Origin of the sequence: Singulisphaera chitinilytica, assembly GCF_049331405.1 — a bacterium.
Taxonomy (GTDB): Bacteria; Planctomycetota; Planctomycetia; order Isosphaerales; family Isosphaeraceae; genus PoT.
The window spans coordinates 2659245-2672879 of record NZ_CP186274.1; the positions used below are offsets into that span (position 1 = coordinate 2659245).

Below are 13635 nucleotides of genomic sequence, written 5' to 3' on the forward strand. Positions count from 1 at the left end.
TCCAAGGTTCAAGTCGTGCAGCAACCCGGTCGAGATATCCTGATCTTCGAAGTCGGCGGGCGACGCTTCGGCCTGCCGGCGGCCAACGTGCGGGAACTGGTGCGTGCCGTCGCCTTGATCTCCCTGCCGGGGGGCCCGGCCAACGTCGAGGGGGTCTTCGATTTCCGGGGGAGCGTGATCCCGGTCCTGGACATCCGCCAGCGTCTCGGGATTCCGGCCAAGCCGATCGGGCTCGGGGATCAAATCATCATCGGCGAGGCCCGACGCCGGCTCGTCGCCATCAGAGTCGACCGCGCGCTGCAGCTCGTCGGGGCGGGGGCCTCGGCGACGAACGGCGACGCGAACGGCTCCGACCATCAGAACTCGCAAGGCTCGGCCGAACGCATCACGAAGCTCGACGAAGGGCTCGCTCCGATCCTCGACCTCGCCTATCTCTTCAACGAGAGTGAAGCGGATTCACTCAGCCACTATCTGCCGAAGTCCTGGGCCGACTCGGAGGGAGCCCGATGAACACGTCATGGTCGGACCCCGACTTCGACCTCGTGGTCAGGGTCGTGAGCAACCATGCCGGCCTGGATTTCATGCCCGAGCGTCGCGCGAGCGTCGAGGTCGGCATCCGCCGCTCGATGGCGCGGGCCCGGATCGAGAAACTGTCGGAATACTCCCGCCGCATCGCGAGAGACGGCGGCCTCCTCAGGGACCTGATGGATGAGTTGACGGTCGGGGAGACTTACTTCTTCCGCGAGCCCTCCCACTTCCAGTTCATTCGCGAGGTCTTGATCCCGGAGCTGCGTCGGCCGGCGAACCTCGAGAAGAAGTTCCGGATCTGGAGCGCGGCCTGTTCTTCGGGGGAAGAGCCGTACTCCCTGGCGATGCTGTTCGAAGAGGAACAGATGGCCGACCGACTCTTCCTGATGGCGACCGACCTCTCCTCGGCGGCCCTCGAGAAGGCGAAGCGTGCGACCTACGGCGACTGGTCCTTCCGGGGCGAGTCCGGCCAGCTGGCCAGGCGCCACATGGGGCGGTCCGATAAGAACTACGTGGTCCTCGAGTCCATCCGTCGCCGGGTGAATTTCTCCCACCTGAACCTCGCGAGCACGTCGTACCCGTCGCTCGTGGGGGGCCCCTGGGAGATGGACCTCATCTTCTGCCGGAACGTGCTGATCTACTTCGACCGCAAGACGGTGCGAGAGGTCGCGAACCGGATGTACGACTCCCTCGCCCCCGGGGGATGGCTGATCACCGCGTCTTGCGACCCGACGCTGTCCGAACTGGCCCCCTTCGAGGCCGTCGTCACCAGCTACGGCGTCTTCTACCACCGCAGGGCCACGCCGGCGATGGTCCTGCCGAGCTTCGGCGGCGTCCAAACCTCGGCGATCAATATCGCGCTCGCGACTCGACCTTTCTCGCCGACACCCGTCCCGACCGCGAATGCCGAGCACCGCCGGCCATCGCCCGCATCGGAACTTGTCAACGCGGCCGGGGGGAACGTGGCGAAGTCGAAGGCGGAGCAGGACCGAGAGCGGCTCCTCGTCAAGGCCCGGGACGAGCTCGATCGGGGGAACTACGAGAGGGTGATCTCCCTCGTCGGCCCGCACCGGGACGACGCCGGGGCCTGCGCCTTGCACGTGCGGGCATTGGCCAACATCGACGTGAAGCGGGCCGAGCAGGTCTGCGCCGAGAGCCAGGCGAAGCATCCTCTCTCGAGCGAGCTGAGCTACCTGCGATCGGTCCTGCTCGCGGACCTCGGCCGGATCGAGGACGCCTGTGCGGCGGCGAAGAAGACATTGTATCTGGATCGGACGCTAGCAATCGTGCATTTCTTCATGGGAGGGCTCCTGAAGCGGCGGGGGGATCGCGAAGGGGCCCGACGCGCCTATCGCAATGCCCATGAGCTGTGCTCGGGCCGTCCCAGCCAGGAGGAAGTCCCTTTATCCGACGGCGAACTTGCGGGTGCCCTCGCCGAGGCGGCCCGCTTGCAGATGGAGCGGCTCGCCTTGTCTCCTGAGCCGGAGGTCCCATGAGCCCGGGGTCGAGTCGAACGAGCGGGAAGGTCGCGGAAATCTCGCCCGGGGAAGGGTCGGTCCCGGGCGTGGCGGGCTTCGACGAACCCGAGAACTTCAGCGCCGAGAAGGTGAAGGCGATCCTCGAAGGCCGGGCCCGCGTCCTCGCGACCGTCCCTCCGAAGGCCCCCCTCGCCTCCGAGGTCCTGAACCTCGCGGTCTTCGAGCTGGCGGGGGAGCGCTACGCCCTCGAGACCCGCTTCGTCAGGCGGATCGGCCGGCTCGGTCACTACACGCCCGTGCCGGGTGCGCCGAGCCTCCTGCTCGGCGTGTTCAACTCCGGGGGCGAGATCATCCCGCTGATCGACCTGGCCGTGCTCTTCGGGGTCGGCGGTGACGGCCCGACCTCATCGAGCCTGCTCGTCGTCCTGGGCGAGGATCACGAGGAGTTCGGCCTGCTCGTCGACAAAACCGACGAGGTCCTCGTGATCCGGCTCGAAGAGATCCTCCCGCCGACGGCCGTCGGCGAGACCGAGGGCCGATCCCTGATCCGAGGCGTGACCGAGGATGCCCTCATCGTCATCGACGGCGAGCAACTCCTGGCCGACCCGAGACTCATGATCGACCAGGGGCTCGACGCCTGATCGGCTGACCGACGCGGGCAACAACCGGCGCCTGCCCCCGGCCTCCCTGCGAATTGCCTTCCTCGAGCTCGTATCCAGATCCGAACGATCCTCCATCCTTCTCGAACACTGACGCGACCGAACATCACTCGTCATCGCTAGCGAGACATCCATGAGAATCCGTTGGAAGCTCCTGATCGGCTTCGGAGTCACCGTCCTCTTGATGATCGCGATCGGCTGGGTGTCGTACAACGGTACGTACAGGCTCATCGATACGAGCCATCGGATCACGCGTGCCCACGAGATCCTCCAGGGGATCGAATCCGTCCTCTCCGCGATCAAGGACGCCGAGACCGGCCAGCGTGGCTACCTGTTGACGGAGAAAGCCGAGTACCTCGAGCCCTATAGCAACGGGATCAATCAGAACGACCAGGCCATCGCAACCCTCAAGAGGCTGACCAGCGGCGAGAAGGAACAGGCCTCTCGGATCGAGAATCTCGAGGACTTCACCAAGCAGAAGTTCTCCGAGTTGGCGAAGACGATCGAGCTCACCAAGGCCGGCAAGAAGCCCGAGGCCCTGGAGCTAGTGAAGTCGGACCAGGGCAAGCAATTCATGGACGAGATCCGCAAGATCGTGGACCAGATGAGGTCGGATGAGCGCACGATCCTCAAGGAACGCGACCTGGAAGCCACGGCCACGGCGAGCTTCACGACGCTTTGCATCGTGTTCGGGACCATCGCCGCGCTCGTCGTGACGAGCATCACCGGCTTAGTCGTCGCCCGCAGCATCACCAAACCGCTGCATGCCCTGGTCAGCGCCGCGGCGAGGATCGGGCAGGGTGACCTGCAGTCGGCCATCAACGTCCGCTCGCGTGACGAGGTGGGCGACCTCGCCGAGGCCATCCGCAAGATGACCGGCGACCTGCGGTCGAGCATGGTCAACGTCGAGGTCGAGAAGGCCAGCCGCGAACGCGTCGAGAACCTGCTCGGCTCGATCCGAGAGGCCGTCGCCCGCCTGACCTCGGCCACGACCGAGATCCTCGCGAGCACCAGCCAGCAGGCCTCGGGAGCCCAGGAGCAGGCGGCGGCGATCACCGAGACGGTCTCCACCGTCGACGAGATCACCCAGACGGCCGCCCAGGCCGCCGAGCGGGCCAAGGGGGTCGGCGACTCGGTCCAGCGCACGATCCAGATCGGCAAGGCCGGGCGAGACGCCGTCGAGTCGTCGATCACGGCCATGAATCAACTCAAAGAACGGGTTGAATCCACGGCCGAGAACATCCTGATGCTGGCCGAGCAGGCCCAGGCGATCGGCGAGATCATCAGCACGGTCAACGACATCGCCGACCAGACCAATATCCTGGCCCTCAACGCCGCCATCGAGGCCTCCCGGGCGGGCGAGCACGGCAAGGGGTTCGCCGTCGTTGCGGGTGAGGTCAAGGCCCTCGCGGACCAGTCGAAGCGGGCGACCCAGCAGGTCCGCCAGATCCTCGGAGAGATCCAGAAGGCCACGAACACCGCCGTGCTCTCGACCGAGGAGGTCACCAAGGGCGTGGCGTCGGCGATCAAGATGGGTGCCGAGTCGGGCGTGACGATCAACTCGCTGGCCGACACGCTGACCGACGTCTCGCAGGCCTCCGCCCAGATCGTCGCATCGGCGGGTCAGCAGGCCACGGGTATGTCTCAGATCAACCTCGCTATGAAAAATCTCGATCAAGTCGCACGTCAATATCTGGTGGCGACGCGTCAGGTCGAGCAAGCGGCACAGAACTTGAACTCTCTCGGCACGCAACTCGCCGGGCTGACTCGATAACGCAGATAGGCGGCGCACCATGGACCGTGGCAAGTTGATCGAACGGTTGATGGCGACCTATCTCGGGGAGCTCGTCGACCACGTCCGCTCGCTCAATGAAGGCCTGCTCGCGCTGGAGAAGGACCCGTCGCCTGCCGACCGGACCGAGCGTTTCCATTCGCTCTTCCGGGCAGTCCATAGCCTGAAAGGGGCCTCGCGCTCGGTCGGCGTGATCGTGATCGAGCAATCTTGCCATTGGCTCGAAGAACTCCTGGCCGCGGCCAGGGACGGTCGCCTGAACCCGGGCGACGACGTCTACTCGGTCCTCTTCGCCTCGGTCGACGCCATCGAAGAAGCGGGGATGCGGCTCCGCGAGCAGCGAGACCTCACCGAATCGCCGCTCGCAGAGCTCCTCCCCAAGCTCGAGGCCCTTGCCGTCAACCTGGCCGAAGGGGAAGCCGACCCCCAGGCTTGGGCAAGCACGGCGCCCAGCAAACCTCCCATCGAAGCCCCGCGCCCGAAGGCCCCCGAGCCGGGGCCTGCTCCGATGCCAGCTCCAGAGCCCGTGGCTCAGGCCCCGGCCAGCAAAACCGCCCCGGTCGTCGCCGAGGAGTCCGCCGCAGAGCCCGCCTCCTCATCGGCCTCGAGCTCGTCATCCTCCTCGGCGGCCGACGCCGATCGATCGCTCAACTCCTCATTCGTGAGGCTCCCCGCCGAGAAGCTGGACGTGATGCTCGCCAGGAGCGGCGAGTTGCACGTGGCGCGTCGGCGGGTCGAGTCTCATTACGACGACCTGGCCGACCTCCGCGACTCGTTCCGCCAGTGGATGAACGAGTGGCAATCGGCCGTCAAACCCCTGCGCAAGACGCTCGCCAGGGGAACCGACAAGTCCGACCACGCGTACCTGCCGGTGCGGACCTTGCAGGCCTTCGTGAGGGCCGGGGATCACCTCGCCCAGTTCGAGAAGCAACTGGAGTCGCTCGGCTCGAAGATGGCCGGGGACCGCCGCCATCTGGCCCAAGCCGCCGGGCAGCTCGATGAGGAAGTGCGCCGGGTCCGCATGCTCCCGTTCAGCGATGCCTGCCAGGGGCTTGACCGCACGGTCCGCGACCTCGCCCGGGTCGCGGGCAAGGAAGTGCGGCTCGTCATCGAAGGGGGGCAGGTCGAGCTCGACCGCTCCGTGCTCGAATGGCTGAGGGATCCGCTCCTCCACCTCGTCAGGAACGCGGTCGACCACGGCATCGAGCCCCCCGAGAGGCGCCGGATGGCCGGGAAGCCGGCCAAGGGGCTGCTCACGGTGAAGGCCTCGCTGCGTGGCGACCTCGTCGAGGTCGTCGTCTCCGACGACGGCGAGGGGATCGACCACGAGTCGCTGCGTGAGGCGGCCCGACGTCGGGGGATCCCCGAGCCGGCCGACACCCGAGACCTCACCGAGCTGATCTTCAAGCCGGGGTTCTCGACCTCGACGATCATCACGAACATCTCGGGCCGAGGGGTCGGGCTCGACGTGGTGAAGAACCGCCTCGAGGCGCTCCACGGCTCGGTCGAGATGTCGTCGGAGCCGGGGAAGGGGACGCGGTTCACGCTGACGGTCCCGCTCACGCTGACGACCCTGCGAGCTCTGCTCGTGCAGGCGGGGGGGCATACCTTCGCCCTGGCGAGCGCCAACGTCCATCGGCTCGTGCGGATCGACTGGTCGCACCTGCGGACGGTCGAGGGGCGGCCGATGTTGATTTTGGGAGGCCCCCCCGTGCCGGTGGCTCCGCTCTCGGCGGTCCTGGGGATGCCGCAGCAGGAGTCGCAGCTTAAGGGGAAGCTCCCCGCGATCATCGTCACCTGGCGCGACCGCAAGATCGCCCTCGTGGTCGACGAGTTGATCGCCGAGCAGGAGGTGATCGTCAAGAGCCTGGGCGATCGCATCAGGCGGGTCCGGCTCGTCTCGGGCGCGACGATTCTCTCTTCGGGGCGGATCGCGTTGGTGCTGAACACGTCGGGCCTGGTGCGCGGGGGCATGACCCGCCGAGTGGCCTTGCCGACGGTGGCACCCACTCCGACCCCGGATGCCGCCATGCGAAAGCGCCTGATCGTCGTCGACGACTCGGTCACGACCCGGACCCTCGAGAAGAGCATCCTCGAGGCGGCCGGCTACGACGTCTCCACGGCCGTGGACGGCGAGGCCGGCTGGGAACTCCTGCAGGAGCAGGGGGCCGACCTGCTCATCTCCGATATCGAGATGCCGAGGCTCGACGGGTTCTCGCTCACGGCGAAGATCCGGGCCTCGCAGCGGTTCGAAGCCCTGCCCGTGATCCTGATCAGCTCACGCTCGAGCGACCAGGATAAGGCCAGGGGGGTCGAGGTCGGTGCCGATGCGTACATCGTGAAGGGGGCATTCGACCAGAACGACCTCGTCGCCACGGTCCAGCAATTGCTCTGATCGATGCCTCTGCGGGCGATGCCGCGTGAACATCCGCAGATTGAAAGGAGATTATTCAGGAAGTGGGGTCATGACCCTGGCAGATCCCCCGAGGTGACTTATGATGGGATGAGGGTCAGGTCGAAGTCCCGCGGCGACATCTGTCGTCGCGGCCCCGGGAGTTCCGGGGATAGACGCATCGTCATAGCCCATGTCCGACATGGGTTTGCTTGCCCTTGATCGTCGCCGAAACTTTTGGGCCGATTCCTTGGCCGCGGGTCGCTGCGACCGAACGGTCGGCCCGGCCACCCGCATGATGCCAACCCGGCGCGGGTCGTGCCTGGGTCCTCGTAGAAGGGATGAGCGAGTGATTCGCGTGCTCGTGGTCGACGACTCACCGACGGTCCGAACGCTGCTCATGCAGGTCCTGGGCGGCGACCCCGAGATCCAGGTCGTCGGCGAGGCGAAGGACGGCCTCGAGGCGATCCAACTCACCGAGTCGCTCAAGCCAGACCTGGTGACGATGGATATCTTCATGCCCAACATGGATGGGCTTGAAGCGACCAAGGAGATCATGTTCCGTTTCCCGACGCCGATCATCCTCGTCACGTCGAGCCAGAGGGCCCGCGAGGTCGAGTCGTCCTTGGCATCGCTGGGCAACGGGGCCCTCGACATCATCGAGAAGCCCATCGGCCCCTTCGCCCCCAAGTTCCAGGACTCGTCCACGCGCCTGATCGCGACCGTCAAAGCGATGTCCAAGGTCAAGGTGATCCGGCACTGGCGCAATCCGAATGCTGCGCCGCCATTGAAGCCGGCCGACGCCCGGTCCTCCCTCAAGTCCGGCGACTTCCAGACTTCGAGGAGCGTCCGCCCCAAGATCCTGGCGATCGCCGCGTCGACGGGGGGCCCGGCGGCGCTCCAGGCCTTGCTCTCGCAGCTCCCGCAAGAGTTCCCGCTGCCGGTGCTCATCGTCCAGCACATCACCCAGGGGTTCACCGAGGGATTGGCCTCCTGGCTGGGGACCTCGTCCAGGCTCGAGGTGAAGGTCGGGAAGCAGGGCGAGGCCCTGATGCCGGGGCGAGTCTACGTGGCGCCGGACAACCTCCACATGGGGGTGACGGAGCTGGGGAGCATCTCCCTCTCCAGTATCGACGCCATCCGGGGCTTCAGGCCCTCCGGCACCTTCCTATTCGAATCCGTGGCGAGGGCCTTCGGGCCCGCCACCCTCGCCGTGATCCTGACCGGGATGGGGGAGGACGGCCTCACGGGGCTGCACGCCGTCCGCAGGTCGGGCGGGCGGATCATCGCCCAGGATCAATCCACCTCGGTCATCTTCGGCATGCCGGGCGCGGCGGTCGCCGCGGGCATCGTGGACGTGGTCTTGCCCCTCGGCGACATCGCGGGCAAGATCATCAGCCTCGTCCCAATGACGTGAACGCGTTTTGAATCCACGCAATTTCACGCTTCCTGAAATCGATCACATATTCAGAAATGGGACCGGCAGCAGGAAGGCGTGCTGCTCGTAGAGGCTCCAGATCCCCCGCCAGGCCGTGTACTGGGTGAGGAAGACGATCACCGCGTAGATCAGGCCGACCGGGAGCATGATCAGCCTGCCCGTCCAGCGGAAGAACCAGTGCCTCATGGCCTCGCGTCGCTCCGACCGGGAGTAGGCCCAGGCGGTGAGCGTGCGAGCGGGGAGGCTGAACGCGAGGAAGATCAGGCTGGGGAGCCAGGCGACCTCGCGCGGGATCATCTCGATCTTGAGCAGGTAGAGCGGCACGGCGAACGTCAGCGTCATGAACGCGGCGACGGCGAAGGCCCAGGGTGCGCGGCGGAACCGCTCGCGGATGGCCCGGTACTCGAGGAAGGCCCGGAAGCGATCCTCGGCGGCGAACCGGATCTGGAGGAACGGGAGCGCCAGGGAGACGATCGCCAGCATCAGGCCCCCCACGAAGCCGACCGGCGGGAACCGCCTCCCGGCCGCGATCAGGCTGACGGGGATGATGAGCCAGCACGCCGTGCCCACGAACCCCAACGCGCCGATGCGGAAGTAGTACGGAAGCCGGAGCGCCGTCACGAAATCCCAGACGGCGTCGCGGGCCGTGACGAAGAGTCGCCCGCGTCTCCACTGCCTCAGGAACCAGCCGGGCGTCCCGAATGGCCAGAAGAAGTAGCGGAGCTTCCCGCCCCGGGCGCAGGCGGCCAGCATGTGCCCGACGATCAGGACGGTCAGCACGATGAGCCCGATCCGCCAGCGCCTGGCCACCGGCCCGTGCGGGTCGATGATCTCGGCGGACCTGGCCAGTGACGCCAGCAAACCGAGCGGCAGGAGCATGAGCCAGCAGCCGATCGCCATGCTCCCGAGCCTGGCGGCGAGCCGGACCCCGATGAAGGCATTGCGGAAACGCCCCGACCGCGCCACGCGCCCCGCCGACTCCAGCAGGTAGCCGAAGCTCAGCAGTTGCAGCAAGGGCAGGGTCGACAGGAGCGCGAGCCCCACGAAGATCGCCAGCGCGCCGAACATCCACTCCGACGCCGAGGCGATCGCGGACCCCAGCCTTCGCAGGCGCCGCCGGATCGAGTGAGGGGGCGGCGCCGGAACTGGGACCGGCTCGGATATCGGGGCAACCTCCGGCGACTCGGCCGGGATCGGCTCGAATTCGATCGGGGCGACCGGCATCGAGAGTGTGTCGGTGAGGGTGGCGTCATTCATGCCCGGTACTACAACCGTCGCCATTCGCAGGTTTCAGGAAACTCGAGGCCGCACGTGCGACCGTCGTCATGATCAGTCGTCATCATTGAACGATGATCGCCGAGGGGTCGAAATCCAGGCCCGGGAGAATTGGTTGAAACGCGGGCCCCCTCCCGTTGGTAACCAGGGCCGAGATTCCTCTGGGGAGGTCCTGACGATGTGGAGCCGTAATTTACTGTTCATCAGCCTGATCCTCGCCGGATTCGTGGCGTTGCGTTCGCGGCTCTTCGTCTCGAACGCGGCGGTGCGCGATCAATCCAATCCGGCTCTGGCCGCCAACCTGAAACCATTGCCCATCGACGACGACCTGAACCGGCAGTTCCGCAAGGAGTGGTCGGAGCAGGGGATCAAGCCCGCCGCCAAGGCATCCGAACTCGCGATCCTCCGCCGGGCCTCCCTGGCACTCACGGGTGCGATCCCATCGCTCCAGGAGATCCGACGCTTCGAGGCGTTACCGGAGGGCTCCAGGGTCGCTCGATGGCTGGCGGAGATCCTCGACGACCGCCGCTTCTCCGACTACTTCGCCGAGCGCTTCGCCAGGGCCTTCGTCGGCACCGAGGACGGCCCGTTCATCCGGTTCCGCCGCCGGCGTTTCGTCAACTGGCTGAGCGACGCCTTCGTCGCAAATCGACGATATGACCAGGTCGTCGGCGAGATGATCGCGAGCCGGGGGATCTGGACGGATCGGCCCTCCACCAACTTCGTCTCCGTCACGTTCGACCCCGACCGCAAGATCTTCGACCCCGAGCGTCTCGCGGCGAGGTCGGCCCGGGCCTTCCTGGGAGTTCGGATCGACTGCGCCCAGTGTCACGACCATCCATTCCAGTCCTGGAAGCAGAAGGATTTCCAGGGGCTCGCCGCCTTCTTCGGACAGGTCGAGCCGGGATTCACCGGGGTCCTCGACGGCCAGGGGAAATTCGAGATCAATGACCGCAAGACGGGCAAGCCGTCGACCATCGAGCCGGCCGTCCCCTTCCTGCCGGAACTCTGGACGAAAGAGGGGACCCGCCGCGAGCAGTTCGCCCGCTGGGTCGTGGACCCCAAGAACGCGAACATGCCCCGCGTCACGGTGAACCGGACCTGGGCCCTGATGTTCGGCAAGCCGCTCGTCGACCCGGTCGATGACATCCCGAACACCGGCGACCTCCCGAAACAGCTCGAGATCCTCGCCGACGACTTCACCGCGAACGGCTACGACCTCAAGCGCCTGATCCGCACGATCGTCTCCAGCGAGGCCTTCCAGCTCGAGAGCGCGACGACCGGCGAGGAGAGCGACTCGCAGACTCGCTCATGGGCCGTCTTCCCGATGACCCGACTCCGCCCCGAGCAGGTCGCGGGGAGCCTCTTCCAGGCCGGCTCGATCGAGACCATCAACCAGGACTCCCACATCCTCGTGAGGCTGACCCGATTCTTCGGCCAGCAGGAATTCGTCAAGCGCTACGGCGACACCGGCCAGGACGAGTTCTCCGAGGGCTCCGGGACCATCCCGCAGCGGCTGCTGATGATGAACGGCGAGCTCGTCCGCGAGAAGACGAAGGATGGCCTTTTTAATGCGTCGCAGCGGATCGGGATGCTCGCCCCCGACGACATGTCGGCCGTCGAGACGGCCTATCTCACCGTCCTGACCCGCCGGCCGACGCACGACGAGAACCGTCACTTCGTCGAGCGCCTCGGGAAATCGAAGGGGGATGACCGCCGGGCCAAGATGGCCGACCTCTTCTGGACGCTCATGAACGCGACCGAGTTCTCCTGGAACCATTGACTCGAGGCCGCCGAGGAATCACCCTTCTCGGTGGTGAGCCTACGCCATTGGATTCCGGGAGCCGACATGCCTCCGACCCTGCTCGCGATGGGAGCCCATTACGATGATTGCGTCTTCGGCGTCCCGGGCATCCTCCTCCAGGCGTTGAGAAAGGGGTACCGCGTCGTCATCCTCGCGATGATCGGCGACTACACCAACTGGCCGCCGGTCCGGGGACGCGAGCCGAAGCTCATCGAGGGGACGATCGAGATCTGCCGGGAGCTTGGCGCGGAGCTGCGTTACCTCGACTTCAAGTCGCATTGCTTCGACGTGGACATGGAGCACAAGCTGGCCGTCGCGAGGGTCGTCGCCGAGGTCCGGCCCGACATCGCGCTCATGCTCTGGCCGGGCGACAAGCACGACGACCACCGGGTCGCCTCGCAACTCTGCGAGATCGCCCTGCGCTACGCCGGGATCCTCGTCGAGGACCCGACGTACAAGCCGCCGCAGCGGATCTTCGCCTACGACAACGGCCCGCGTCACACCATCGGCTTCGAGCCGGACACCTATGTCGATGTGACCGAAGACTGGGAGGCCGCGATCCACTGGCTCGGCCGCTTCATGGCCCTCGTCCGCGACGAGCCCTATCAGCCGACCTCCAGGGACTACAACCAGCGGAAGAAGCAGGCGCTGGCCCTCTATCGGGGCGTCGCCTGCGGCAGGCAGTATGCCGAGGCGCTCCGCGCCGTCGACCCCTATCCTCAGGACATCCTCGACCTGGACGCCTGAGGCCCCGCGAGCCATCGACAAAATCTTATTGATATTTGCGAGTCAATCGCGCTTCAAAAAGGGCGAGCCTGAAACCGGGGGCCTTTGAACTCGGGTAGACGTTGTCGAACGCGAGGCCGAAGGTTGGCCGGCGTCGGGTGAGTCTCGGAACACGACCATGGATCTGGCCGCAATCCGGAGAAGGAGATTTCCCTTGGAACCGCACGACGGTCAGGTCCCGGCGCATGGGCATGGGCATGGGCATCGCCATCGGCTCGACGAGAGCCTCATCTACCCGAACCGCCGCGGCTTCCTCAAGCTGGCCGGCCTGAGCTGGCTGACGCCGGTCGGTCAACTCCTCGCCGCCCAGGCCGAGAAGACGAAGACCCCGGCGCAGTCGATCATACTCATCTGGCTCGACGGCGGCGCCAGCCAACTCGAGACGTTCGACCCGCACCCGAACACGATGTCGGCCGGCGGGACCAAGGCGATCGCGACGGCAATCAAGGGGGTCCAGCTCGCGGACACGTACCCGAGGCTGGCCGAGATGATGGGGTCGGTCTCCCTCGTCCGTTCGCTCGTGAGCAAGGAGGGGGACCATGAGCGAGGGAGCTATTACATCAGGACCGGATATCGTCCCGACCCGACCGTGGAGCACCCGTCCGTCGGGGCGATCTGCTGCCACGAGCTGCCGCCGGGGGACACGGGCATCCCGCGTCACATCTCGATCCTGCCGGGGCAGTGGCCGTCGCGAGGAGGCTTCCTCGGCAGCGAGTACGACGCCTTCAAGACGGACGACCCGCTCTCCAAGTTGCCGGACGTCACCGCGCACGTCCCCGGCGATCGCGATCAGCGGCGGGTGAGCGACCTCGACGTCGTCGAGCGTGCGTTCGCACGGGGCAGGGCGAAGCGGATCGACGCGACCTTGCATCGGGATACGATCCGGAGGGCCCGGACGATGATGAGCTCCGAGCAGCTCAAGGCGTTCGACATCGCCCAGGAGCCCAAGGCCCTCCGCGATTCCTACGGCAACACGCCCTTCGGGCGGGCATGCCTCGCGGCGAGGCGGCTGACTGAGGTCGGCGTGCGTTGCGTCGAGGTGACGCTCGGCGGCTGGGATGCCCACGTCAACAACCACGTCATCCACCGCAATCGCGCGGCGGAGCTGGACCCGGCCCTGAGCGCCTTGATCAAGGACCTCAAGGATCGGGGGAACCTGGAGAAGACGGTCGTCCTCTGCACCGGGGAGTTCGGGCGGACGCCCAAGGTCAACCTGGCGGGGGGGCGGGACCACTGGCCGAACGGGTTCAGCCTGGCGATCGCGGGGGGCGGGATCCGGGGCGGGGCGGTGATCGGGGCGACGGATCCCCAGGGGATCAAAGGGCCGGAGAATCCGCTGACGATCTCGGACGTCCACGCGACGATCCTGACCGCGGTGGGCTTGAATCCTCGCAAGGAGAACGTCTCGCCGGTCGGCCGTCCCATCGCCCTGAGCGACGGGAAGGCCATCGCCTCTCTCCTGGCTTAAGAGGAGAGAGGCTCT

The 13635-nt window shown here is 66.6% G+C and carries 10 protein-coding genes; 9 read left to right on the forward strand and 1 reads right to left on the reverse strand.

Annotated features, from left to right (window positions below; translation table 11 throughout):
* The first annotated feature begins 15 nt into the window (after positions 1-15).
* The 6 genes from ACOYYX_RS10585 (at position 16) to cheB (ending at position 8266) form a co-directional block, all read left to right on the forward strand.
* Complete coding sequence (locus ACOYYX_RS10585) at positions 16-510, forward strand: chemotaxis protein CheW (protein ID WP_422929892.1); 495 nt, start codon at positions 16-18, stop codon at positions 508-510.
* Positions 507-2024 carry a CheR family methyltransferase gene (locus ACOYYX_RS10590; protein WP_422929893.1) on the forward strand — a complete coding sequence of 506 codons (1518 nt, stop codon included), beginning with the start codon at positions 507-509 and terminating at the stop codon, positions 2022-2024. The genes ACOYYX_RS10585 and ACOYYX_RS10590 overlap by 4 nt, the downstream gene beginning before the upstream one ends.
* Complete coding sequence (locus ACOYYX_RS10595; RefSeq protein WP_422929894.1) at positions 2021-2647, forward strand: chemotaxis protein CheW; 627 nt, start codon at positions 2021-2023, stop codon at positions 2645-2647. The genes ACOYYX_RS10590 and ACOYYX_RS10595 overlap by 4 nt, the downstream gene beginning before the upstream one ends.
* A gap of 151 nt (positions 2648-2798) precedes the next feature.
* Positions 2799-4439 (forward strand): methyl-accepting chemotaxis protein, encoded by a 1641-nt coding sequence (locus ACOYYX_RS10600; RefSeq protein ID WP_422929895.1) that lies wholly within the window; start codon positions 2799-2801, stop codon positions 4437-4439.
* A gap of 49 nt (positions 4440-4488) precedes the next feature.
* Positions 4489-6852, forward strand: a complete 2364-nt coding sequence (locus tag ACOYYX_RS10605; protein ID WP_422929896.1) for a hybrid sensor histidine kinase/response regulator — start codon at positions 4489-4491, stop codon at positions 6850-6852.
* Positions 6853-7249: 397 nt separating this feature from the next.
* Positions 7250-8266: a chemotaxis-specific protein-glutamate methyltransferase CheB gene (gene cheB, locus ACOYYX_RS10610; RefSeq protein ID WP_422931612.1), complete on the forward strand. Its 1017-nt coding sequence runs from the start codon at positions 7250-7252 to the stop codon at positions 8264-8266.
* Between the two features lie 42 nt (positions 8267-8308).
* Here cheB and ACOYYX_RS10615 read toward each other — a convergent pair whose 3' ends face one another.
* Positions 8309-9544: a hypothetical protein gene (locus tag ACOYYX_RS10615; protein WP_422929897.1), complete on the reverse strand. Its 1236-nt coding sequence runs from the start codon at positions 9542-9544 to the stop codon at positions 8309-8311.
* Positions 9545-9740: 196 nt separating this feature from the next.
* Between ACOYYX_RS10615 and ACOYYX_RS10620 the strand changes: the two genes are divergently transcribed.
* The 3 genes from ACOYYX_RS10620 (at position 9741) to ACOYYX_RS10630 (ending at position 13620) form a co-directional block, all read left to right on the forward strand.
* Positions 9741-11345, forward strand: coding sequence for a DUF1549 domain-containing protein (locus tag ACOYYX_RS10620; protein ID WP_422929898.1), 1605 nt, complete (start codon positions 9741-9743; stop codon positions 11343-11345).
* A gap of 66 nt (positions 11346-11411) precedes the next feature.
* Positions 11412-12113 carry a PIG-L deacetylase family protein gene (locus ACOYYX_RS10625; RefSeq protein WP_422929899.1) on the forward strand — a complete coding sequence of 234 codons (702 nt, stop codon included), beginning with the start codon at positions 11412-11414 and terminating at the stop codon, positions 12111-12113.
* A 193-nt stretch (positions 12114-12306) separates the two neighbouring features.
* Complete coding sequence (locus tag ACOYYX_RS10630) at positions 12307-13620, forward strand: DUF1501 domain-containing protein (protein WP_422929900.1); 1314 nt, start codon at positions 12307-12309, stop codon at positions 13618-13620.
* Positions 13621-13635 lie beyond the last annotated feature (15 nt).

Excerpts from the sequence above, each read along its gene's own strand:
- ACOYYX_RS10590 (WP_422929893.1), top strand. The coding sequence starts at position 507 with ATGAACACGTCATGGTCGGACCCCGACTTCGACCTCGTGGTCAGGGTC.
- ACOYYX_RS10595 (WP_422929894.1), top strand. The coding sequence starts at position 2,021 with ATGAGCCCGGGGTCGAGTCGAACGAGCGGGAAGGTCGCGGAAATCTCG.
- ACOYYX_RS10600 (WP_422929895.1), top strand. The coding sequence starts at position 2,799 with ATGAGAATCCGTTGGAAGCTCCTGATCGGCTTCGGAGTCACCGTCCTC.
- ACOYYX_RS10605 (WP_422929896.1), top strand. The coding sequence starts at position 4,489 with ATGGCGACCTATCTCGGGGAGCTCGTCGACCACGTCCGCTCGCTCAAT.
- cheB (WP_422931612.1), top strand. The coding sequence starts at position 7,250 with ATGCAGGTCCTGGGCGGCGACCCCGAGATCCAGGTCGTCGGCGAGGCG.
- ACOYYX_RS10615 (WP_422929897.1), bottom strand. The coding sequence starts at position 9,544 with ATGAATGACGCCACCCTCACCGACACACTCTCGATGCCGGTCGCCCCG.
- ACOYYX_RS10620 (WP_422929898.1), top strand. The coding sequence starts at position 9,741 with ATGTGGAGCCGTAATTTACTGTTCATCAGCCTGATCCTCGCCGGATTC.
- ACOYYX_RS10625 (WP_422929899.1), top strand. The coding sequence starts at position 11,412 with ATGCCTCCGACCCTGCTCGCGATGGGAGCCCATTACGATGATTGCGTC.